Here is a 25,447-nt window from a genome sequence, read left to right on the forward strand (position 1 = left end):
AGTTCTGCCTCTGTCGGCATAAGAAATCCTTTTGAGCAGCTATTGCCTTTATCCGGCCGGATTGTTCCGCTGTGAAAGCCTTGGCCGCGTCCCCAGACGCACCGTCGGTGTTCGGGACGACTCGTCCTAGACGCCGGAGACGCCGAGTTCGTTGGTGATGAAGTCGAGAACCTCGGAGACGGTGGCGTCCGCGAGCCGGTCGACGACGCTGGGGGCCGTGGACGCGTCGAGCGTGTCCGGCTCGGAGCGGGGGCGCTCCTCCGCCGGCTCGGGAACGGTGGGGAAGAGGACGCCGAGGAGGAATGCGGTGAGGCCGGTGGGGGTGGGATGATCGAAGACGAGTGTGCTCGGCAGTCGGGTGCCGGTCGCCGCCGACAGTCGGTTGCGCAGTTCGACGGCGGTCAGCGAGTCCAGACCCAGCTCGGTGAACGCCCGATCGGGGCCGATGTCCCGGGCACCGGTGTGCCCGAGGACTCCGGCGACCTCGGCCCGCACCATCTCCAGCATCCGGTTGCGCCGCTCGGCCGCGCCAAGGGTACGGAGCGCACCCAGGTTCGCGGTGGTGGGGCCGCTCGACGGGGCGGTGGCCCGACGGGGCCGCGGCAGGAGGCCGGACAGCAGGAGGGGCACGCGGTCCGGCCCGGTCGCCCGTAGGGCGGGCAGGTCCAGGGCGCAGGCGACCAGCAGCGCTTCGTCATGGCCGAGGGCGGTGTCGAAAAGACGCATGCCCTCTTCCGTTCCGAGCGGGATGATCCCGCTGCGGTTCAGCCGCCTGACATCGGTGTCGGCCAGTCCTCCGGTCATTCCGCTCTGTTCGGCCCACAGGCCCCAGGCCAGGGACTGACCGGGCAGCCCCGTGCCGCGCCGGAACTGCATCAGCGCGTCGAGGAAGACGTTCGCGGCGGCATAGTTTCCCTGGCCCGGTCCACCGAGCGTTCCGGACACGGAGGAGAAGGTGACGAACGCCGACAGGCCCTTTCCCGCGGTCAGTTCGTGCAGATGCCATACCGCGTCGACCTTCGGCCGCAGCACGGCCTCGAAGTGTTCCGGGGTCAGCGATCCGATCACCGCGTCGTCGAGCACTCCGGCGGCGTGGACGACCGCGGTCAGGGGATGTTCGGCGGGAACGGAGCCGAGTGCGGCGCTGAGTTGTTCGCGATCGGCGACGTCGCAGGCCAGGACGGTGAGCCCGGTACCGGTCGCGACGAGTTCCTGCCGCAGGGTGTGTGTTCCCTCCGAGTCCGGGCCGTTGCGGGAGAGCAGCAGCAGATGCCGCGCGCCGGCGGCGGCGAGGTGCCGGGCCAGCGCCCGGCCGAGGCCACCGGTTCCGCCGGTGATCAGCACGGTCCCCGTGCCCAGGGTCGTCAGCGGGGAGCCATCCGTACCGCCACCGGCCCGCGAGTGCGCCAGCCGAGGCAGGAGGAGACGCCCCTGCCGGATGGCAAGTTGAGGCGATCCGTCGGCCAGCGCGTCGAGCAGGGTCTGCCGCTGCCCGACGTCGAAGCATCGGGCCAGGGCCTCGCGGTCGTGGTCGACCAGCGTGATCCGTTCGGGGTTCTCCGTCTGGGCGCTGCGTACCAGACCCCAGACGGGAGCCTGTGTGATGTCCAGGGCCTCTGTGCCTGAGCCGGTCCGGACGGCGTTGCGGGTGAGGAGAACCAGTCGGGAAGCGGGCATCGCCTCTTCGTCGAGCCACCGCGTGAGCGCGTCGAGCGCCCAGTACGCGATGTCCCGTACGGCTTCGGGTACCTCATCCGCGCTCGCGGCGTCCGGCATCAACAGGGCCGCGTGCAGTGCGGCGTCGAGCAGCGCCGGGTGGATGCCGAATCCCCCTGTGCCGGTCCCCCCGCCACCCGGCAGGCTGACCTCGGCGAAGAGTTCACGGCCGCGACGCCAGGCGCCGGTCACACCGCGGAACTTCGGACCGTAGTCCAGGCCCAGGCCGGCGAGGGTGGGATACAGATCCAGGACCTGCGTCGCGCCCTCAGGCGGCCACGTCGCGTCCCGGACCCCGCTCCTGTTACCCGCCTCGGCGCAGGCGTCGGCGCCCTCGCCCGCGAGTACCCCGGTGGCGTGGCGGCTCCACCGCACTGTGCCGTCCGGCCGTTGGGGGCTGGAGTGGACGGTGACCGGCCGTGTGCCGTCGGCTGTCTCGGCGCCGACGGTCACTTGAAGCTGTACGGCGTCGTCTTCCGGCACGACGAGCGGCGCTTCGAGAATCAGCTCTCGTATGTGCGGGCAGCCCACCTCGTCACCCGCGCGCAGGGCCATCTCCACGAGGGCGGTGCCGGGCAGGAGCACCACCCCGAGAACGGCATGGTCCGCCAGCCACGGGTGCGTCGCCGACGAGATCCGCCCCGTCAGCACGGCGCCCTGTCCCTCGGCCAGCACCACACCCGCTCCCAGCAGCGGATGCTCCGCCGGAGCGAGCCCCGCGGCCCTCAGATCACCGGGACGTTCGGTGGGCTGTGGCCAGTAGCGCTGGTGTTGGAAGGGGTAGGTGGGGAGCGGGACGTGGTGGGGCGGCGGGTCGCCGAAGACCGCACTCCAGTCGACATTCACCCCGTGGATGTGCAGCTGGCTCAGGGAGACGAGGACCCGGTCAGGACCGCCCTCGCTGCGGCGGAGCGTGCCCAGCGCCAGACCGTCGCGCTGACCGGCACCGTCCAGGATGTCCTGCACCGCCGGGGTCAGGATCGGATGCGGACCGACTTCCAGCAGTACGGTGTGGCCGTCGGCGAGCGCGGCACCCACCGCCTTCTCGAACCGCACCGTCTCGCGCAGATTCCGGTACCAGTAGGCACCGTCCCAGCCGCTGGTGTCCGCCGGCTCCCCGGTGACCGAGGAGTAGACCGGAACGGAGGCGGGCCGGGGCGTGACGGAGGAGAGATCGGCCAGGATCCGGTCACGAGCCCCCTCGACCTGCGCCGAGTGCGAGGCATAGTCGACCGGGATCCGGCGGGCCCGCACCCCCGCCGTGGCGCAGTGTCCGAGAAGCTCTTCGACCGCGGTGGCGTCACCGGAGACGACCACGGCGGCAGGGCCGTTGACGGCGGCCACCGACAAACGCCCGTCCCAGGAGGTGATCAGTTCGACGGCGTCCTCGGCCGGCAGGCTCAGCGCGACCATGCCGCCTTTCCCGGCCAGTGCTGTGGCGATGGTCCGGCTGCGCAGGGCCACTACCCTCGCGCCGTCGGACAGAGACAGCGCACCCGCCGCACACGCCGCCGCGATCTCCCCCTGGGAGTGACCCACCACCGCGTCCGGGCGCACCCCGAACGACCGCCACACCTCCGCGAGCGACACCATCACCGCCCACAGCGCCGGCTGCACCACATCCACCCGCTCCAGAGCCGAGGCATCCTCCAGGACGTCCGCCAACGACCAGTCGACGAACGGCTCCAGAGCCTCCGCGCACGCGGACATCGAGTCGGCGAACACTTCCGACGACACCGACAGTTCCCGCGCCATCCCCACCCACTGAGCGCCCTGTCCCGGGAAGAGGAACACCACCTTGCGCCCCGCCCTAGCCACGGCCCGTCCCGCGCCCGACGATGCCTCGTCCCCGGCCGCCGGCCGTGCACCGGCGAGGAGCGCAGGGGCGTGCACCACCGCGGGGTGGGGTTCGCCGTCGGCGAGGGCGCGCAGGCCGTCGCGCAGCGACGGGATGTCGGCGGCGACCACGGCCGCACGGTGGGACAGCGCGGCACGCGTCGTGGCGAGGGAGTACGCGAGGGCGGCCGGGTCGGGTTCCGTGTCGAGGTGGGCCAACAGGCGCTGGGCCTGGGCACGCAGGGCCTGCGGGGCGCGGGCCGACAGTACGTAGGGGAAGGGCCCGCGGGAGCCGGGACCGGTCGGACCGACCTGGATGCGGCTGGTGTCGGCCGGTGGTTCTTCGAGGATCACATGCGCGTTGGTGCCGCTGACGCCGAACGAGGAGATGCCCGCCCTGCGCGGCCGGTCGGCGGCGCGGGGCCACGGCACGGGGCTGGTGGCGGGCCGGAGCGGGCCGCTCTGCCAGTCGATATAGGGCGTGGGCTCGTCGGCGTGCAGAGTGCGCGGAATGAGTTCGTGGCTCAGGGCCAGCACCATCTTGACGATGCCGGTGACTCCTGCGGCGGCCTGGGTGTGCCCGAGGTTGGACTTGACCGAGCCCAGCCAGAGCGGCCGGTCCTGCGGCCTCGATCCGGCGTAGGCGGCGCTGAGCGCCTGGCCCTCTATGGGGTCGCCGAGACGGGTTCCGGTCCCGTGGGCCTCGACGGCGTCCACGTCGGCGGGTACGAGCCGGGCGTCGGCGAGCGCGGCCCGGATGACGCGTTGCTGGGCGGGGCCGTTGGGAGCAGTGAGCCCGTTGGAGGCGCCGTCCTGGTTGATGGCCGAGCCACGGACCACGGCGAGGACACGGTGTCCGGCGGCGCGGGCGGCCGAGAGGCGCTCCAGCAGGACCAGTCCGACGCCCTCGGCGAGGCCGAAGCCGTCGGCCCGTGCCGAGAACGCCTTGCACCGGCCGTCGGGTGAGAGCGCGCCCTGCCGGGAGAACTCCTCGAACATGCCGAGCCCCGACATGACGGTGACACCACCGGCCACGGCGAGTTCGCAGTCTCCGGAGCGCAGGGCGCGGACCGCCAGGTGGAGAGCGACGAGGGAGGAGGAGCAGGCCGTGTCGACGGTGACGGCGGGGCCCTCGAAGCCGTGGAGGTAGGAGAGACGTCCGGAGAGCACGCTGCCGGTATTGCCGGTGAAGACGTAGCCGCCGGTTTCCGGGCTGCCGTCCAGGTGCGGCCCGTAGTCCATCGCCATGGCTCCGATGAAGACGCCGGTGAGGCTCCCGCGCCGGGACAGTGGGTCGATGCCGGCGTCCTCGAAGGCCTCCCAGGAGGTTTCCAGGAGGAGGCGCTGCTGCGGATCCATCGCCAGCGCCTCACGGGGGTTCACGCCGAAGAAGCCGGCGTCGAAGAGCGGGGCGTCGTGCAGGAAGCCCGCCTCGCCCTGGTGGACTCGGCCTCCGGCGCCGGGCCGGTGCTCACCGGCGAGATCCCAGCCCCGGTCGGTGGGAAAAGCGGCGACCGCGTCGGTGCCCGCAGTGAGCCGCTGCCACAGGGCGTCGGGGCCGGTGATCCCGCCGGGCAGTCGGCAGCCGATGCCGACTATGACGACAGGGTCCTCGACGGAGATGGTGCCGTGCGCAGCGGGGGCCGGGCCGGGGTCGGGAGCCGGCAGGTCCAGCAGAACGGTGCGCAGATGGGCGGCGAGCGCGTCCGGAGAGGGGTGGTCGAAGACCAGGGTGACCGGGAGGGCGGTGCCGAGAGCCGCGCAGAGCCGGTTGCGCAGGGCCAGCGCGCTCGCCGAGTCGACTCCGTAGTCGCGGAAGGCCTGGTCGGGGCCCGGTCCGTCGGTGGTGGGGAGGCCGAGGGCGAGGGCCGTCTGCCGGCGAACCAGCTCTTCCAGCCGGGCGAGCTGTTCGGCGGCGGTGAGGGTGGCCAGCCGTTCGATGAGGGTGGGGCCGGTATCGGGGCCGCGCACGGGCTCGGACCCGGTCGTGGGCTCGGGTGCGGGCAGTGGCAGGACAGGGCCGGGGCTACGGCCGTACAGGGCCGTCCAGTCCGGGGCGACGCCGTCGACATAGAGTTCGCCCAAGGTGTGCAGCACCCGCTCGGGGCCGGCGTCGCCGCGGCGCACGGAGCCCCGGCTGACGGCGGGTTTGCCGACGGCCTCGATGGTGGACTGCATGGCGGTGGTGAGCACCGGATGCGGGCTGACCTCGAGGAGGACCCCGGCGCCGGCCGTGAGCACCGCACGGGTGGCCTGCTCGAACAGGACCGTGCCGCGCAGGTTGCGGCACCAGTAATCGACGTCCAGGGGCTCGTCCGGGGCCAGCAGTCGGCCTTCGAGTGTCGAGTAGAAAGGCAGCCTGGCCGGGCGGGGGCGCAGCGCGGCGAGGTCGGTGCGCACGCGCGGCGTGATCCGGTCGATGTGGGCGGAGTGCGCGGCCAGGCCCACGGCGATCAGCCGGGCCTGAAGGCCGTCGTCGAGGAGTTCCCGGTGCAGGGCGTGGACGGCGTCGGTGTCCCCGGAGATCGTGACCGAGGCGGGACCGTTGAGCCCGGCCACATCGAGTCGGCCGGCATACCGATCGCCGGCGAGGCGGGGAAGGATGGCCTCGGCCGGTGCCAGCACCGAGAGCATCTCGCCCTGGCCCAGGAGTTCGGTCTGTGCCTGGCTCCAGCGGGCGATCACGCGAGCGCCGTCGTCCAGGGTCAGTGCGTCGGCCAGCACGGCGGCGACCACTTCGCCCATGCTGTGGCCCAGCACGGCCGCCGGTTCGATGCCGTACGACTGCCACAGCGAGGCCAGCGAGAGCATCACCGCCCACAGCGCGGGCTGAGCCACCTCCGGGCGGTCGAGCAGGGCACGGTCGGGGACACCGAGCAGTGTGTCGCCGAGCGGCCGGCCTTCCACGTGCGGTTCGAGGGCCTGGACACACTCGTCCATCCGGGCCCGGAACGAGGGCGCGTCAACGTACAGGGCGCTCGCCATACCGGGCCACTGGGCACCCTGGCCGGGGAAGACGAACACCGGGCCGTCCATCGTTCCCGCCCCGTCGCCGACCGGGGTGCCCGCTGTCACGCCCGCGCAGTCCCGGCCTTCGGCGAGATCGGTGAGGCAGGCGAGGAAGGCGGGCCGGTCGGCGGCGAGGAGGGCAGCGCGGTGAGAGGCGGCGGCTTCGTGGGCCGACGCCTCGTGCGCCAGGGTGAGTGCCACCTCGGTGAGGCTCCACTCGGGGTGCGCCGCGAGGCTCTCCCGCAGCCTGCCCGCACGTGTCCGCAGGGACACCGCGCTGTCCGAGGACAGCACCCACGGCACGGTTGCCGGGGTGGGGTTGGGGGTGGGGCTGCTGGTCATCGTTCACCTCGCTCAGTCGCACATACTCTTCCGTGGCGAGAACCAAGAGGCCGCCGGCCGCGTGCTCCGGAAAGGCCGGGCCGCGGGGCGTGGCGCTGCGACAAAGACGCTGGTCAGCTGCCAGCTGCCTACTGGTCCTTCCACGCCCGGTGATGGAGATCCATCCGGCCCGCGCCCGTCAGGCCGAGGTCCAGCTGCTTCGCCCCCCGCGTGCCGGGCGATCCGGCTGTCACCGACTACTGATGTCTGCCTCTATGGCGAGTCCCAAGGCAGTGCGTGGCGGATTCACGCTTCGCTGCGGTCGTCGTCGCGGACATCGCGAGCTCCTGTCCGTGTCACGTTCCGGTCTCGGGCCAGTATGTGCGCGCAGGTGGCCCGGCCCCGTGGTGCGAGGGCCAAACCTGTTGCCTCGCGCGGTATGAGACCACGCGTTGGACGCGGACCGCGTGGGATGGACACGAAGTTCGAGCCGCGGTCAGCGGGCAGCGGGCAGCTGAGGGGGTGACCGGTCGGAAGTTCCACCGGGCGACTGAGCGCGGGGCGACCATCTGGCCGCCGGAGACGAGAAAGGGCGCCTGGCCGGGGAGTATCCCCGGCCAGGCGCCCTTCGCAGGCGCGGTTCGGGCAAGAATGCGAACCAGGCCCTGTCCGGCCGGACCTAATTCCTCGCCCCGCTTTGTCTCGCTGTCGTCCCGACCCGACCGAACCTCACCGCTCCGTACTGTCCCCGCGCGTGGACAGGTCCCCCTTCGACAGCCATCGGTCCACGGCCTCCGCCGTGGATTCGGCGTGCTCGGTCATCACCGTGAAGTGGTTGCCCTGGACCTCGATCCGCTCCAGCGGGATGCCCAACGACGCCCGCCACCACGGGTCCTCGACCTCTTCGTCGAGCCACTCGGCGGCGGTGAGGCACAGCACCGGGGTTGCGGAGAGAGGGGTGGGGCTCCACGTGCTGAACAGACGTGCGTAAGCGCCCATCGCCACGAACTGGCGCGATGCCGCGCCGGGGGCGTCCGAGAGCAGCATGGTCCGCTGGGTGTTCTCCCGCAGCATGCGCTCCTGTACCTGCTGGTCCATGTGCGGCGGGGGCAGGTAGGTGTCGATGAGCACCACACCGGCCAGTGGCTCGCCGAGTTCTTCCAGGCGTTGTGCGAGCGCGTACGCGATCCAACCGCCGGACGAGTGCCCGACCAGTACCGGGGGCCGGTCGTCGAACGTCGCCCGCAGCGTGGCCCGGTGCAGGTCGAGCAGAGCGTCGAGGTCGGCGGGCAGCGGCTCGGCCGCCCCGAATCCCGGCGAGGCGCTTGCCCAGGTCTCGCGCTCTCCGGCCATGCGGCGGGCGAACGGCGTGTACTGGTCGATGTCCGACGGCGCGACGAGCGACAGGTAGCACATGAGCCCCGGCCCGGCCGGGCCGTCGCCGATCCGGTGAGCGATCTGCTTCACCAGCTCGTCATCGGCCCGTTCGAAGGTCGGCTCGATCCGCGCTGCCGCCATGAGCACGTCGAGGAAATGCTGGTAGCCGCCGTTGGCGATCGCCTTGCGCTGCAACGACAGGATGAAGTCGTCGCCCTGTGGGCGGGTCTCGGCCGGGCCGGTGTCGCCCGGGGTGAAGGTCAGCCCGCTGAGGTGCTGGGCCAGGGCCCGGGGGCCGTCGTAGTCGAACACGATGGTGGCGGGCAGCCGTTTACCGGTCAGGACCGCGATGCGGTTGCGGAGTTCGACGCCGCTGAGCGAGTCGAAGCCCAGTTCCTTGAACTTACGGTCCGGGCCGACCTGTTCGGCCGAGGTGTGCCCGAGCAGCGTCGCGATCTGTTCCCGGATCATGCCCAGCAGTTGTTGCTCCCGCTCGTCGGGGGCCATGGTCGCCAGGCGCGCGGCGAGATCCTGCCGTGCGGCGCCCTCGACCGCTCGGCGCCTGCGCGTGCGCCGGGGGGCCAGTGCCCGCAGAATCGCGGGCACGTCGTCGCCGAGGGCATCGGCGCGCAGCGGCACCGGGAGCAGCACCCCGTCACCGCCCGCGAGCGTACGGTCGAACAGTCGCAGTCCTTCTTCGGTCGACAGTGCCCGGACACCGGCACGTGACACCCGGGCCCGGTCCACATCCGACATTCCGCCCGTCATGCCACTGGCTTCTTCCCACAGGCCCCAGCCCAGTGACAACCCCGGCAGCCCGGCACGTACCCGAGTCAGCGCCAGAGCGTCCAGGAACGCGTTGCCCGCCGCGTACGCCCCCTGACCGGCGGGCCCGAGCGTGCCCGCCACGGAGGAGAACAGCACGAACATGGACAGGTCCTGATCGCGGGTCAGCTCGTGCAGGTTCCACGCTCCCGCGACCTTGGGCGCCAGCACCTCACGCAGCTGATCCGCCCCCAGCGACTCCACCACCCCGTCATGCAGCACACCCGCCGCATGCACCACACCACCGATCTCCACACCGTCGAGCACGGACCGCAGCGACTCCCGATCCGCCACATCACACGCCCGCACCTCCACTTCGGCGCCCAACCCGCGCAACTCCTCGACCAGCCCACCAACCCCTTCGGCAGCCGGACCCCGACGACTCAGCAACAACAACCGCCGAACCCCGTGCTCCACCACCAGATGACGCACCAACGCCGAACCCAGCGTCCCCGTCGCACCCGTCACCACCACCGTGCCCTCCGACCCCGGCACCACCGGGATCGTGGTATCGGCGGCCAGGGTGGCCGGAACGATCCGCGGCACGAGCACCTGGGTCCCCCGCACCAGCAGTTGAGGCTCGTCACCGTGCGCCAGCGACGCCACCTTCTGCGTCGGCAGCTCTCCGACGGGGCCGGAGTCCGGGTCCGGGTCTGCCTCCGAGTCGATGAGTACGATGCGGCCCGGGTTCTCCGTCTGGGCCGAGCGGACCAGCCCGGACACGGCGGCGGCCGCCAGGTTCTGCCCGGAAGCCGCGCCCCGCGTCGACACGACCAGCCGGGAATCGGCCCAGCGCCTGTCCGACAGCCACGACTGGAGCACCTCCAGGCACCATTGCACGGCTGCGACCGGGTCGGTGTCCGTACGCTCCGGACACCGCGCCACCACCACGTCGGGCCGACCGGCCTCGACCGGCCAGACGTCCAGAGTGAGTCCGGTGGCGTCAGCGGTGACGGCGGCCGGGACCCAGTCCAGCGCGAACAGTGATTCGTCCACCCGGTCGGGCCGGCCCTTGGTCAGAGGCCGCACCGCCAGGGTCTCGACCTCGGCCACCGGGGCACCGGTGCCGTCGGCCACCGCCAGCGAGACGGCGTTCGGGCCGACCGGTGAGATGCGGGCGCGCAGCCGGGCCGCCCCGCTGCTGTGCAGTTCCACTCCCCGCCAGCTGAACGGCAGCGCCGCGGAATCCCCTTCGCCGGACACCGCCATGCCGTGCAGCACCGCGTCGAACAGTGCCGGGTGCAGGGTGAAACCGTCGTCGGGCCGCTGCTCTGCCGGACGGCCGACCTCCACGAACACGTCGTCACCGCGCCGCCACACGGCCTCAAGACCCTGGAACGACGGACCGTAGTCCAGCCCGACACCCGCGAGCCGCTCGTACCAGTCGGTGGTCTCGACCGGCTCCGCACCGGTCGGCGGCCACTGAGTGAACTCGACGGCACCGGCCGAGGTGCCGGCGGTGAGGGTGCCGGTGGCGTGACCGCGCCAGGACCGGTCGTCGCCCGAATGCAGCGCGAACGCCCGGTTGCCCTGCTCGTCCTCGCTCTCCACCACGAGTTGGACGCGCACATCCCCGGACTCGGGAATGATCAGCGGTTCGCTCAGGACCAGTTCGTCGATCCGTCCGAGGCCGACCTCGTCACCCGCGGACAGCACCATCTCCACCACCGCGGTCCCCGGCAGCAGCGCGGCACCGTCGACGCGGTGGTCGCCCAGCCACGCCGTGTTCCGCAACGACAGGCACCCGGTCAGCACCAGCCGCCCGTCCGGGCTGTCGATCTGCGCTCCGAGCAGCGGCGTCACCGTCGGACGCTGGCCGACCCCGCGCACGTCGGCGACGGCGGGGGCCTCGTACCAGTACCGCTCGGCCTGGAACGCGTAGGTGGGGAGCGGGGCGGGCGATGCGCCCAGTCCGCCGTACACCCGGGTCCAGTCGACCTCGACGCCCCGCACGAACAGCCTCGCCAGCGATTCCACGAAGCACGTCGTGTCGTCGCGGTCCCGCTTCAGCGAGCCCGTCACCTCGACCGAGGTGTCGTCCACCGTGTCCTCGACCGCGCCGGACAGTGTCGGGTGCGGGCTGACCTCGACGAACACCGAGAAGCCCTGGGCACGCAGAGTCTTCACCGCGCTGTCGAACAGCACCGGCCTGCGCAGGTTGGCCAGCCAGTAGTCACCGGACAGCGACGCCGTGTCGACCACCTCTCCGGTCACCGACGAGCAGAACAGCTCGGGCCGGGACACCGCGTTCACCCCGGCCACGACGGGCCGCAGCTCGGCGGCGATCCCGTCCACCTGCGCGGAGTGGGAGGCGTAGTCCACCGCGATCCGCCGGGCACGGATTTCCCGGGCCTCGCAGGTGGCGACCAGCGCCTCGACGCCCTCGACCGTGCCGGACACCACCACCGAGGAGGGGCTGTTCACCACGGCCACCTCCACCCCCTCGGGCAACAGGCGCTCCACCTCGGCGGCCGGAAGTGCGATCGACGCCATCGTGCCGTGGCCGGACAGCGACCGTGCCAGTACGGCGGACCGGCCCGTCACCAGGCGCAGCCCGTCGCGCAGCGAGAGCGCGCCGACCGCGACCGCGGCGGCGATCTCCCCCTGCGAGTGCCCGATCACCGCACGGGCGCCGACGCCCACCTCGCGCCACAGCCGGGCCAGGGACACCATCACCGCGAAAAGTACCGGTTGCACGACGTCCACCCGCTCCAGCCCCGGCGCGCCGCTCTCTCCTCGTAGCACCGCCGGCAGCGACCAGTCGACCAGCTCGGACAGCGCCGTGTCGCACTCCGCCATCGCCTCGGCGAACACCGGGGAGCTCTCCAGCAGCCGCAGCGCCATCCCGGCCCACTGCGAGCCCTGTCCCGGGAACACCCAGGTCACGCCGGAGTCGGCGACCGTCCGTGTCAGCACGCCCGTGACGACGCCGGGATGCGGCGTGTCCCCGGCGAGCGCGGTCAGCGCCTCGATCAGCGTCTCGCGGTCCGGGGCGAGCACCACGGCGCGGTGGTCGAACAGGGCACGGGAGGTCACCGCCGACAGCCCCACGTCGACCGGGCGCAGCTCGGGCCGTTCCGTGACGAACCGGGCCAGTCGGGCCGCCTGTGCGCGCAGCGCCTCCGCGGAACGTCCGGAGACCACCACGGGCGCGACGGGCAGCCGGCCGAACGCCCCTGTGCCGGGCGTCGGTGACGGCGCGTCGGATGCCGGGGCCTGCTCCAGCACCACGTGCGCGTTCGTGCCGCTGATCCCGAACGCGGACACGGCGGCGCGCCGGGGCCGCTCGGCGTCCGGCCACTCCCGCTTCTCCGTCAGGAGTTTCACCCCGCCCGGCGACCAGTCGACCCGGGAGGTCGGCTGCTCGGCGTGGAGGGTGGCGGGCATGGCTCCGGCGTTCATCGCCGTCACCATCTTGATGACGCCCGCGATCCCGGCGGCCGTCTGGGTGTGCCCGATGTTGGACTTCAGCGAGCCCAGCCACAGCGGCCGGTCCGCCGGACGGTCCTGGCCGTAGGTCGCGAGCAGTGCCTGCGCCTCGATCGGGTCACCGAGCCGGGTTCCGGTGCCGTGCGCCTCCACCACGTCCACGTCGGAGGCGGACAGTCCCGAAGCTTTCAGCGCCTGCTTGATGACACGCTGCTGGGACGGCCCGTTGGGCGCGGTCAGCCTGCTGCTCGCGCCGTCCTGGTTGATCGCGGACCCGCGGACGAGGGCGAGCACCTGGTGGCCGTTGCGCCGGGCGTCGGACAGCCGCTCCAGCATCACCACACCCACGCCCTCGGACCACCCGGTGCCGTTGGCACCCTCGCCGAACGCCCGGCACCGGCCGTCCGGGGAGGCTCCGCGCTGGCGGGAGAACTCGACGTACATGAACGGGGTGGCCGTCACCGACGCGCCGGCCGCGAGCGCGAGCGAGCACTCCTGCTCGCGCAGCGCCTGGCATGCCTGGTGCAGCGCCACCAGCGACGAGGAGCAGGCGGTGTCGACCGTGACCGACGGCCCCTCCAGGCCGAAGGTGTAGGAGACCCGGCCGGACATGACACTGAGCGTGTTGCCGGTGAGCATGTAGCCGGCCAGCTCGGCCGGGATGTCCCGGCCGCCCGGGTTGGCGTATCCCGCGGACGCCGCGCCCACGAACACCCCGGTGCGGCTGCCGCGCAGCGACAACGGGTCGACCCCGGCGCGTTCCATGGCTTCCCATGAGGTCTGCAGCAACAGCCTCTGCTGCGGGTCCATCGACACCGCCTCGCGCGGGGAGATGCCGAAGAAATCCGCGTCGAAGTCGGCGGCGTCGGTGATGAACCCGCCTTCCTTGACGTAGGTATGACCGAGGTGCTCCGGGTCGGGGTCGTAGATGCCGTCGATGTCCCAGCCCCGGTCCTGCGGGAACGGTGTGATCGCGTCGACGCGGTCGTCGACCAACCGCCACAGGTCCTCCGGTGAACTCACCCCGCCGGGGAAGCGGCAGGCCATGCCCACCACGGCGATGGGTTCCCGGCGTTGCGCCTCGACGTCGCGGAGACGACGGCGGGTGCGGTGCAACTCGGTGGTGACGAATTTGAGGTTCTCCAGCAGGCCGTTGCCTTTGCCGGACGCGGCTGTTTCGGTCATATCTGGTACCACCAGGAAGAGGTCGGTTCGGCATGGATTGATGCGGTGAGGGTGCTGCGCGGACACACGGCACGGTCTGCCCGACGGGCAGACCGTGCCGGGAGGGGTGCTAGTCCGAACCGAACTCCCTTTGGATGAAGGCGACCACCTCGTCGGCCGACGCCTCTTCGAGGCCGGCGACATCGTCGTCGAGGTCGCTCCCGTATCCACCGCCGAACTCTCCGGCGGTCGCGTCGGACGGGGCGCTCGGCAGCGCCATCAGCGTGCTCAGCCGGGCCATCACGGTGTCGTACTCGCCACCCGCCAGCTCGACGGACCGGAGCACGGTCTCCAGCCGGTCCAACTCGCCGTGCAGGGCGGCCGTGCTGATCCCCGGTCCCGTCTCCTCCGGGTCCAGTTGCGACCAGAGGAACTCCGCGAGCGCGACGGGCGACGGGTAGTCGAACGCCAGCGTCGGCGACAGCTGCATCGACGTCATCGTCGCCAGCCTGTTCCGCAGATCCACAGCCGTGAGCGAGTCGAGCCCCGATTCCAGGAATCCGGCGTCGGGAAGGACGGACTCCGACGACGGGTGTCCGAGCACCGTCGCGGTCTGGCTGCGTACCAGTGCCAGCAACTCGCGCCGCTGGTCCTGCGGCGACAGTCCGGCGAGCCGGCCCATCAGCGGATCACCGCTCTCCGGGGCCGACGGCGTGCTCACGCGCGCCGTCGGGGGAACCAGCGTCCGCAGTACGGCGGGCACCGGGGCCCCCGAGGTCCGTATGCGGTTGAGGTCGAGCACCGCGGTGACCAGCGAGGCGGTGTCGGTCCGCAGCGCGGCGTCGAACAGTTCCAAGGCGTCGCCCGCGGCCATCGCGGACACTCCGGCGCGGGTGATGCGCTCCAGCTCCCGCTCGCTGATCCGGCCGCCCATCCCGCCGTCGGCCCACAGACCCCACGCCATCGACGTGGCGGTCCTGCCCTCGGCACGGCGCAGCAGCGCGAGCGAGTCGAGGAAGGCGTTGGCCGCGGCGTAGTTGCCCTGGCCGGGCGCGCCGAGCACCGAGGCGGCCGAGGAGAACAGCGCGAAGAACGCCAGGTCCATGTCGCGCGTCAGCTCGTGCAGGTGCCAGGCCGCGTCGGCCTTGGGCCGCAGGACCGTGTCCAGCCGGCCGGCGTCGAGGGAGGCCACCACGCCGTCGTCCACCACTCCGGCGGTGTGTACGACACCGATGAGCGGGTGCGCGGCGGGCACGGCGGCGAGCGTCTTGGCCAGGGCGTCCCGGTCCGTCACGTCACACGCCGCCACCTCCACCGAGGCGCCGTACCCGGTCAGCCTGGTGACCAGTTCCTCGGCGTCGGGCGCCTCGGGGCCCCTGCGGCTGAGCAGCAGCAGATGTGCGATGCCCCGGTCCTTCACCAGATGTTCGGCGACGTGCTGGGCCAGCGCCCCGGTGCCACCGGTGATCAGCACGGTGCCGGCCGGGTCGAGCGTGGTGTCCTCCTCGGCCGACGGCGTGGCCTGCCGCAACCGGGGCACCCGCACGGTGCTCGTACGCACCGCCAACTGCGGCTCGTCCAGCTCCAGGGCCGCGACCGCTTCGGGCACCAGGGTGGCCGAGGCGTCCGGGGCGTCCAGGTCGAGCAGGACGAACCGGCCGGGGTGCTCGGACTGGGCCGAGCCGACCAGGCCCCACAACGCGGCGAGCGCCGGGTCCGACGCACCGTCGTCCGTCGCGACCGCGCCCCGGGTGACCACGACCAGCCGTGTCGAGGCGAGCCGTTCCTCCTTCAGCCAGTCCTGAAGCAGCGCCAGGCCCCGGGCCAGTACGAGGTGCGCGCTCCGGGCCGGGTCGAGGTGCTCGGGCACGTCGATCGGCGCGAGCACGATGTCGGGCCCTGTCGCGGATACGGCGCCGGCCCCTGTCGCGGGTGCGGAATCGGCCGCCGAGCCGGACTCCGCGAGGAGCGCGGCCAGGTCGGCGTGGCTCCGCGTGTCCAGCCCCAGCTCTGCCAGTGCGGACGCGAGAGCGTGCGCGTCCTCGCCCAGGACCGCGTACGAGCCGGCCGAGCGCTCCCTCGTCTGCGGCCGCAGTGGTGTCCACTCGGTGTGGAACAGCCCGTCCCGTGTCACCGTGCCGGCCCCGGCGAGCTGCTTCTGGGCCACCGGGCGCATGGCGGCCGAGTCGGCCGCCGCCACCAGGAGTCCGGTGTGGTCGGTGATGGTCAGCCGCATCTGGTCGGGCCCGATCGGGGTGAGCCGCACCCGCAGCGAGTGCGCGCCGAGGGTGTGGATCGACATCCGGGACCAGGAGAACAGCATCCGGACCTGGCCGGGCCCGTTGTCCTCACCGCTGTGGCCGTGAATCAGCTCGGGAGCCACCAGTACGGGATGGAACACCGCGTCCAGCAGCGCCGGGTGCAGTCCGAAGGTGGCCGCCTCGGCATGGGACGACGTGGGCAGCGCGATCTCGGCGAACAGTTCGCCGTCGCGTTCCCACACCTCCCGCATGCCCCGGAACTCGGGACCGTAGTAGACGGCGGAGTCGTCCATCGCCTCGTAGACGCCCTCGGTCCGCAGCGCTCGCGCCCCGGCCGGGGGCCAGCTGCCGGACAGCGGAGCGAGCCGCTCGGAGTCGACCGCCTGCGGTCCCCGGGCGAGCAGACCCGAGGAGTGCTCGGTCCACGGCTCGCCGACCGGGGCGTCCTGAGGACGCGAGTACACGGCGAACGACCGGGTGCCTTCCTCGCTCTCCGCCCCGACCCGCAGCTGGACCTGCACGGCCTGCCGGTCGTCGAAGACCAGCGGCCGGGCCAGGGTCAGCTCCGCGAGCACCGGGTGGTCCAGGGCGCGCCCGCCGTGCAGTGCGAGTTCGAGCATCGCCGTGCCCGGGAACACCACCCGCCCGTGCAGCACGTGTCCGGACAGCCAGGGATGCGTCGCCAGTGACAGCCGCCCGGTGAACAGGTACTCGTCACCGCCGGCCAGGCTCGCGGTCGCGCCGAGCAGCGGGTGCCCGGTGGTGGCCAGCCCGGCGGAGGCGGCGTCCACCCGCCCGGCGGACGGCCTCGGCCAGTACCGCTCGCGCTGGAAGGGGTACGTGGGCAGATCGACCACGCGCCCGCCTGCCTCGGAGAGCACCCCCGCCCAGTCGACCGGCACGCCGCGGGTGTGCGCCTGTCCGACGCCGGACAGCAGGCAAGCCACCTCCGAACGGTCCCGGCGCAGGGTCGACACCGCGGTGGGCGCGTCCGGCTGCCCGCCGACGCAGTTCGTCACCATCGGCGTCAGCGCCGCGTCCGGGCCGACCTCCAGGAAGACCGTGCCCGGCCGCCGGTGTGCGGCGTCGATGCCGGCCACCGCGTCGGCGAACCGGACGGTGCTCCGCACCTGGTCCACCCAGTACGCGGTGGTGCCGAACAGATCGGCGCCCGCCCGCTCGCCGGTGACGGTGGACACCACCGGTACGGAGGGCTCGGCCGCGCCGGTGACCACATCGGCCACCAGTTCGGCGAACCGCCCCAGCATCGGGTCCATGTGCGCGGAGTGGAAGGCGTGGCTGACCCGCAGCATCGAGGTGCGCAGCCCCTGCTCGCGCCACCGGGCGCCGAGGGCCGCCACGTCGTCCGCGTCGCCGGAGACCACCACGGAGGACGGCCCGTTCACCGCGGCCAGCCCCACCCGGTCGGTCAGCTCGGCGGCGACGGCGTCCTCGGACGCCTGGACCGCGAGCATCGCCCCGCCTTCCGGCAGTGCTTGCATCAGCCCGGCTCGGGCCGCCACCAGCGTCGCCGCGTCCTTGAGGCCGAACACGCCGGCCACGTGGACGGCGGCGAGTTCGCCGACCGAGTGGCCGGCGACCACGTCCGGGTGCACCCCCCACGACTCCAGCAGCCGGTACAGCGCCACTTCGACGGCGAAGATCGCGGGCTGCGCCGCGCCCGTGGGGTTCAGTTCCCCGGCGGTGATCGCCGCGGCGACATCCACCTCCGGCAGCCCGAGCGCCGCGGTCGCCTCCTGCACCGCGGCCCGCGCGACGTCGAAGGCCTCGGCGAACACCGGGTAGCGCTCGTAGAGTTCCTGCCCCATGCCGGCTCGCTGGCTGCCCTGGCCGGAGAACACCATCGCCACGTGCGCGGCGGCCGAGGCGGGTGCCGTCGACTGGGCGCGGACGTCCTCCAGGCCGGCCAGCAGCTCGTCCCGGTCCGAGGCGACGACCGCGGCGCGGTACTCGAATCGCGACCGGTTGACGGCCAGTGAGGCGGCCAGATCGGCAAGCGGCAGTGCCGGGCGGGACCGTATGTGCTCGCCCAGCCGGGCGGCCTGCTCACGCAGCGCGCCCGCCGACCGGGCCGAGACCACGAACGGCAGCGCCGCTCCGTCCTCCTCGGCGTCCACCGGCTCCGGCTCGGGCACGTGTTCCACGATGACGTGCGCGTTGGTGCCACTGATACCGAAGGACGACACTCCGGCCCGACGGGGGCGGTCCACCTCCGGCCAGGCGACGTTCTCGGTCACCACTTCGACACCGCCCGAGGACCAGTCCACGTGCGACGACACGCGATCCGCGTGCAGCGTCCGGGGAACCGCACCCGCACGCATCGCCATCACCATCTTGATCACACCGGCCACACCGGCGGCCGACTGCGTATGACCGATGTTCGACTTCACCGACCCCAGCAACAGCGGCGCGCCACTCGCCGGACGATCCTGCCCGTATGTCGCCAGCAGCGCCTGCGCCTCGATCGGATCGCCCAACGGCGTCCCGGTGCCGTGTCCTTCCACCACGTCCACGTCGGATGCGGACAGACCGGCGTCCTCCAGCGCCCGGACGATCACGCGCTCCTGCGACGGACCGTTGGGCGCCGTCAGACCGTTGGACGCACCGTCCTGGTTCACCGCGCTGCCACGCAGCACCGCCAGCACCGGATGCCCCTGCGCCCGCGCGTCGGACAGCCGCTCCAGCAACAGCACACCGACGCCCTCGGCGGATCCGAATCCGTTCGCGGCCTCCGAGTACGCCTTGCTCCGGCCGTCCGGGGACAGGGCGCCCTGCCGGGAGAACTCGACGAACATGGCGGGTGAGGACATCACGGTCACGCCGCCCGCCAGCGCCCGCTCGCATTCGTTACGGCGCAGCGCCTGCGCCGCCAGGTGAATCGCCACCAGCGACGACGAGCACGCCGTGTCGACGGTCAGCGCCGGTCCCTCGAGGCCGAGTACGTAGGCCAGTCGGCCGGACGCGACGCTGGCCGTGTTACCGGTCGCCCGGTGGCCCTCCATGTCGTCGAGCTCGTCCAGCCGGCTGTCGTAGTCGTTGTACGACATGCCCACGTAGACACCGGTCTGGCTGTTGCGCAGGACGTCACGCCGGATTCCGGCCCGCTCGATGGTCTCCCAGGAGGTTTCCAGCAGCAGACGCTGCTGCGGGTCCATCGCCACCGCCTCGCGCGGGGAGATACCGAAGAATCCCGGGTCGAAGTCGGCGGCGTCGTAGAGGAATCCACCGGTCCGGGTACGGCTGGAGCGCGGTCGTTCTCCCTCGGGGTCGTAGAGGCCGTCGATGTCCCAGCCCCGGTCGTCGGGGAAGTCGGCGATCGCGTCACCACCGGAATCGACCAGCCGCCACAAGTCGTCGGGCGAGGCGATGCCGCCCGGGAACCGGCAGGCCATGGAGACGATCGCGATGTCGTCGTCGGAGACCGCGGCCCGGGTGGCCGGCGCCGATACCCGCTTCGGGGCCGCACCCAGCAGAAGGTCGCGCAAGTGCGCGGCCAACGCGGTCGCCGTGGGGTGGTCGAACACGAGCGTGGCGGACAGCCGGCGCCCGATCTCCGGGGTCAGCCGGTTGCGCAGCTCGATCGCGGTGAGCGAGTCGAAGCCGAGTTCCTTGAACGCCTGGTCGGCGGGGATGTCGTCGGCGGAGCCGTGGCCCAGTACGAGTGCGGCCTGCTCACGGACCAGTTCGGCCAGCCGCGTGAGCTGCTGCTCCTGCGGCAGGGCAGCGAGCCGGTCGGCGAGCCCCTGCCGGTCACCGGTCTGCCGGGCGGCCGCGCGCCGCCGTGCGGGAGCACCGAGCAGGGTGCGCAGCACGGGCGGGACATCGATGGCGGGATCGCTGTGCCAGGACGCCGCCAGCACCGCGCCGTCGAATCCGGCGAGGGCGCGATCGAACAGCCGCAGTCCGTCCTCGGTCGACAGTGCCCGGACACCGGCACGTGACACCCGGGCCCGGTCCACATCCGACATTCCGCCCGTCATGCCACTGGCCTGTTCCCACAGGCCCCAGCCCAGCGACAACCCCGGCAGCCCGGCACATACCCGAGTCAGCGCCAGAGCGTCCAGGAACGCGTTGCCCGCCGCGTACGCCCCCTGACCGGCGCCGCCGACGGTCGCGGCCACGGCGGAGAACAGCACGAACATGGACAGGTCCTGATCGCGGGTCAGCTCGTGCAGGTTCCACGCTCCCGCGACCTTGGGCGCCAGCACCTCACGCAGCTGATCCGCCCCCAGCGACTCCACCACCCCGTCATGCAGCACACCCGCCGCATGCACCACACCACCGATCTCCACACCGTCGAGCACGGACCGCAGCGACTCCCGATCCGCCACATCACACGCCCGCACCTCCACTTCGGCGCCCAACCCGCGCAACTCCTCGACCAGCCCACCAACCCCTTCGGCAGCCGGACCCCGACGACTCAGCAACAACAACCGCCGAACCCCGTGCTCCACCACCAGATGACGCACCAACGCCGAACCCAGCGTCCCCGTCGCACCCGTCACCACCACCGTGCCCTCCGACCCCGGCACCACCGGGATCGTCAGCACGTTCTTGCCGATGTGCCGGGCCTGTGAGATGTGCCGGAAGGCGTCCCGGGCGGCGCGGCAGTCCCAGGTGGTGATGGGTGGCAGGGCCAGTGCGCCCTGGTCGAAGAGCGCGAGCAGTTCCGTCAGCAGGCCGCGCAGCCGGTCGGGGTCCACCCGGCCGATGTCGAACGCCCGGTACATGACTCCCTCGGGGAGGGAGTCCTCGGTACGGATGTCGGTCTTGCCCATCTCGATGAACCGGCCGCCCGGGGCGAGCAACCGGATGGACGCATCGGTGAACTCACCGGCCAGAGCGTTCAGTACGACGTCCATGCCGGGCCCGTCGCCGAAGCTCTGCTCGAACTCCAGTGTCCGCGAGGAGGCGATGTGCGCGTCGTCCAGCCCCATCTCACGCAGTACGTGCCACTTGCCGGGACTCGCGGTGGCGAAGACCTCGGCGCCCAGGTGGCGGGCCAGCTGCACCGCTGCCGTACCGACCCCGCCGGTCGCCGCGTGCACCAGGACCCGCTCGCCGGCTCGCAGCCCGGCGAGGTCCACGAGGCCGTGGTAGGCCGTCAGGAACACCGTCGGCATCGCGGCGGCGTCGGTGAACGACCAGCCGTCAGGGATGCGGGCGAGCATGCGGTGGTCGGCCACCGCCACCGGCCCGTAGGCACCGTCGATCAGACCCAGTACCCGGTCGCCCACCGACAGGCCGGTCACGCCGGGGCCGGTCTCGGTGACCACACCGGCGCCCTCACCGCCGAGCAGTGCCTTGTCCGGGTACATGCCCAGGGTGATGAGCACGTCCCGGAAGTTCACGCCGGCCGCGCGCACCGCGACCCGGACCTCGTGTTCGCCGAGGCTCCGGGCGGTGTCGGGGGCCGGCATCAGGGAAAGAGCGTCGACCGTGCCCTCCGCGCCGGGCTCCAGCCGCCACGGCTGCGACAGGGGGGTCATCCGCTGTTCGGCGGCCACCACCCGGGGCACCAGCGTCTCGCCCTCACGCAGCAACAGCTGCGACTCCTCCAGGCCCAGCAGCGCACCCCAGGACGGCTCGGGCACCGGCTCGGCGGAGTCGACGAGCAGGATCCGGCCGGGGTTCTCGGTCTGCGCCGACCGCACCAGGCCCCAGACGGCGGCGGCCGCGAGGTTCTCGCCGGACGCCGCGCCGCGCGTCACGACAGCGAGGCGGGAGTTGGCGTGGTGATCGTCGCCCAGGTAGTCCCGCACGGTGGCCAGTACGGACTCCACCACGTCCCCGGGATCGCCGTCCGGGCAGTCCAGCACCAGCACGTCCGGAACGTCCTGGCCGGTGGCGGGCCAGGCACCGGCCGTCGCGGGCACCGAGGGGCGCTCCGCCGCGGGCACCCAGTCCACCCGGTTGAGCCCGCCCGCGCCCGCGCCGGCCACGCCGGCCTCGGGGAGGGGACGGGACACGACCGCTCCGGCCGTCAGGACCGCGGTGCCCTCCGCGTCCGCCACCAGTACGCCGGTGGCCTCACCGGTGCGGGTCAGCCGCACCCGCAGGGTGGTCGCCCCGGTCGCGTAGAGGGACACGTCCTGCCAGGAGAACGGCAGCCTGACGGTGTCGTCGTCCACGGTGAGCAGCGCCGCGTGCAGCGCCGCGTCCAGCGCGGCCGGGTGGAGGGCGAACCGCCCGTCGCCGAGGGCGCCCTCGGGCAGCTCGACCTCGGCGAAGATCTCGTCGCCGGACTCCCACGCCGCCCTCAGCCCCTGGAACACCGGGCCGTACTCGAGGCCCTGCGCCGCCCACCGGTCGTAGGCGCCGCTCATGTCCAACGCCCGCGCGCCGTGCGGCGGCCACTGTTCGAGCGACGGCCCCTGCGCCGCCGGGGCACTGTCGGACAGCGTCCCGCTCGCGTGGAGCTGCCAGCTCGCGCCGGCCTCCCCGACCGGCCGGGAGTGCAGGCTGATCCCCCGCGCCCGGCCGGCCGGCGGATCCACGACCACCTGCACGTCCAGCTCGCCGCGTTCGGGCAGCACGACCGGGGCGTGGAAGGTCAGTTCCTCGACGAACCCGCAGCCGGTCTCGTCGCCGGCCAGCAGCGCCATCTCCAGCAGGGCGGTTCCGGGCATCACGGCCCCGCCCCGGACCCGGTGGTCGCTGAGCCACGTATGCGTACGCAGTGACAGACGCCCCGTCAGCACCGCCCCGCCGTCGGGCTGGTCGACGACCGCGCCGAGCAGACCATGGCCGCTGGTGCGCAGACCCAGCGCCTGCCCGTCCACGCTCGCCGAGCCGCCGCGCAGCCAGTAACTGCGGCGTTCGAAGGCGTAGGTCGGCAGCTCGACGACCTGGGCACCGGCCCCGTCGTACAGCCGGGCCCAGTCCACCTCCACGCCGCGCACATGCAGCGTGCCGATCGCCGTGAGCAGCGAGGTCACGTCGTCGCGGTCGCGCCGTAGCGTTCCGCTGACCAGCACCGCGTCGTCGTCGACGGTGTCCTCGACCGAGCCGGAGAGCACCGGGTGCGGGCTCACTTCCAGGAACGTCCCGTGGCCCCGCTCGAGCAGTGCGCGCACCGCCTGGTCGAACAGCACCGGGCGGCGCAGGTTGTCCACCCAGTAGTCGCCGGCCAGCGTCGCGGTGTCCACCGGGGCTCCGGTCACCGTGGACAGGAAGGTCTCCGGGCGGGACACCGCCCCGACCCGGCCCGCCACCGCGCGGATCACCTCGGTGAGGGCGTCGACCTGCGCCGTGTGCGAGGCGTAGTCGACAGGGATGACCCGGGCCCGGGTGCCGCGTGCCTCGAACGCGGCGACCATCTCGGTGACGCCGTCCACCTCACCGGAGATCACCACCGAGCGGGGCCCGTTGTAGGCGGCGATCTCCACGCCGTCCCGCAGCTCGGCCCGGACATCCTCGGCCGACGCGGCCATCGACGCCATCGTGCCGTGGCCGGAGAGGCTCGTCCCGATGGCGCCGGAGCGCTCGACCACCAGCCGCATGCCGTCGCGCAGCGTCATGGCGCCCACGGCGACCGCGGCCGCGATCTCTCCCTGGGAGTGACCCACGACAGCTGCGGGCGACACGCCCAGCTCCCGCCACACCCGCGCCAGCGACACCATCACCGCGAACAGGGTGGGCTGCACCACGTCCACCCGCTCCAGCCCCGGCGCGCCGGGCTCACCGCGCAGCACCGAGGTCAGCGACCAGCCGGTCAGCTCGGACAGCACCTGCTCGCACTCCCCGAGCGCCTCGGCGAAGACCGGCGACGACTCCAGAAGTGCCACCGCCATGCCGGACCACTGCGATCCCTGGCCGGAGAACACCCACACCACGCCGGAACCGTCCTCGACCGTGCCGGACACCGAGCCGGAGATCACCGCCGGGTGCTCGCGGCCCGCCGCGAGCGCGTCCAGTCCGTCCAGCAGTTCGTCCAGGTCGGCCGCGACGACGACGGCGCGGCGCTCGAACGCCGAGCGGGTACGCACCGAGGACAGTCCGAGGTCGATCAGGCGGGTCCCGGGACGGGACCGGACGAACTCGGCCAGCGTGCCGGCCTGCTCCCGCAGTCCTTCGCCCGTACGGCTGGACACGCGTACGGGCACGACCCCCAGGTCACTCATGACCGGGGTGTGCGGCGACGTACCGGGGTCGGCCCCGTCGGCCGGTTCGAGGGCCGCCGCTGGTGCAGGCTCCGGAGCCTGCTCCAGCACCAGGTGCGCGTTGGTGCCGCTGACACCGAAGGAGGACACGCCGGACCGCCGGGGCCGGTCCACCTCCGGCCAGTCGACCTTCTCGGTCACCACCTCGACGCCGCCCGAGGACCAGTCCACATGCGACGACACACGGTCCACGTGCAGCGTCCGGGGAACCACCCCCGCACGCATCGCCATCACCATCTTGATCACACCGGCCACACCGGCAGCCGACTGCGTATGACCGATGTTCGACTTCACCGACCCCAGCAACAGCGGCGCCCCGCCCGCCGCGCGGCCCCGCCCGTACGTGGCCAGCAACGCCTGCGCCTCGATCGGATCCCCCAGGCGCGTCCCCGTGCCGTGCCCCTCCACCACGTCCACGTCCGCCGTCGAGAGACCGGCGTCCGCCAGCGCCTGGACGATCACGCGCTCCTGCGACGGACCGTTGGGCGCCGTCAGACCGTTGGACGCACCGTCCTGGTTCACCGCGCTGCCGCGCAGCACCGCCAGTACCGGATGCCCCTGCGCCCGCGCGTCGGACAGCCGCTCCAGCATCAGCACACCCGCGCCCTCACCCCAGCCGGTGCCGTCCGCGGCCTCGGCGTAGGGCTTGCAGCGGCCGTCCTCGGCCAGCGCGTGCTGGCGCGAGAAGACGACGAAGGTGTCCGGCTCGGCCATCACGGTGACGCCGCCGGCCAGCGCCAGCGAGCACTCGCCGCGGCGCAGTGCCTGCGCAGCCAGGTGAATCGCCACCAGCGACGAGGAGCACGCCGTGTCCACGGTCAGCGCCGGCCCCTGTAGTCCGAGCGTGTAGGAGATGCGGCCCGACGTGACGCTCGTCGAGGTGCCGGTCACCTCGTACCCGGAGATGTCCTCCAGCGATTTCCGGGCCTTCGCGCCGTAGTAGTAGTAATTCGTCCCGACGAACACTCCGGTGCGGCTGCCGCGCAGCGAGACGGGGTCGACCCCGGCCCTCTCGATCGCCTCCCAGGAGGTTTCGAGCAGCAGACGCTGCTGCGGGTCCATCGCCTCCGCCTCGCGCGGTGAGATGCCGAAGAAACCCGCGTCGAACTCCCCGGCGTCGTCCAGGAACCCGCCATGGCGGGTGTAGCTCTTGCCGGGGGCCTCCGGATCCGCGTCGTACAGCGAATCCACGTCCCAGTCCCGGCCGTCGGGGAAGTCACCGACCGCGTCGATGTCCTGCGCGACCACGTGCCACAGGTCCTCGGGGGAACGGACCGAGCCGGGGTACCGGCACGCCATGCCGACGACGGCGATCGGCTCGGAGGC

General features: G+C 72.6%; 2 protein-coding genes and 1 pseudogene. All 3 read right to left on the minus strand.

Features of this window, described 5'->3' with window-relative positions; translation table 11 throughout:
• Positions 1 to 126: 126 nt before the first annotated feature.
• Entirely contained in the window at positions 127 to 6,903 is a 6,777-nt protein-coding gene (locus ACIOJD_RS23885; protein ID WP_401917159.1) for an SDR family NAD(P)-dependent oxidoreductase, read from the minus strand.
• Positions 6,904 to 7,611: 708 nt separating this feature from the next.
• Positions 7,612 to 13,698: a type I polyketide synthase gene (locus ACIOJD_RS23890; RefSeq protein ID WP_401917162.1), complete on the minus strand. Its 6,087-nt coding sequence runs from the start codon at positions 13,696 to 13,698 to the stop codon at positions 7,612 to 7,614.
• Positions 13,699 to 13,807: 109 nt separating this feature from the next.
• Positions 13,808 to 25,447: pseudogene (locus tag ACIOJD_RS23895) on the minus strand (SDR family NAD(P)-dependent oxidoreductase); the annotation flags it as partial.

The organism is Streptomyces sp. NPDC088116, assembly GCF_044741745.1.
GTDB lineage: Bacteria > Actinomycetota > Actinomycetes > Streptomycetales > Streptomycetaceae > Streptomyces.

Coding starts and splice junctions, on each gene's coding strand:
- ACIOJD_RS23885 (WP_401917159.1), bottom strand. CDS start 6,903: ATGACCAGCAGCCCCACCCCCAACCCCACCCCGGCAACCGTGCCGTGG.
- ACIOJD_RS23890 (WP_401917162.1), bottom strand. CDS start 13,698: ATGACCGAAACAGCCGCGTCCGGCAAAGGCAACGGCCTGCTGGAGAAC.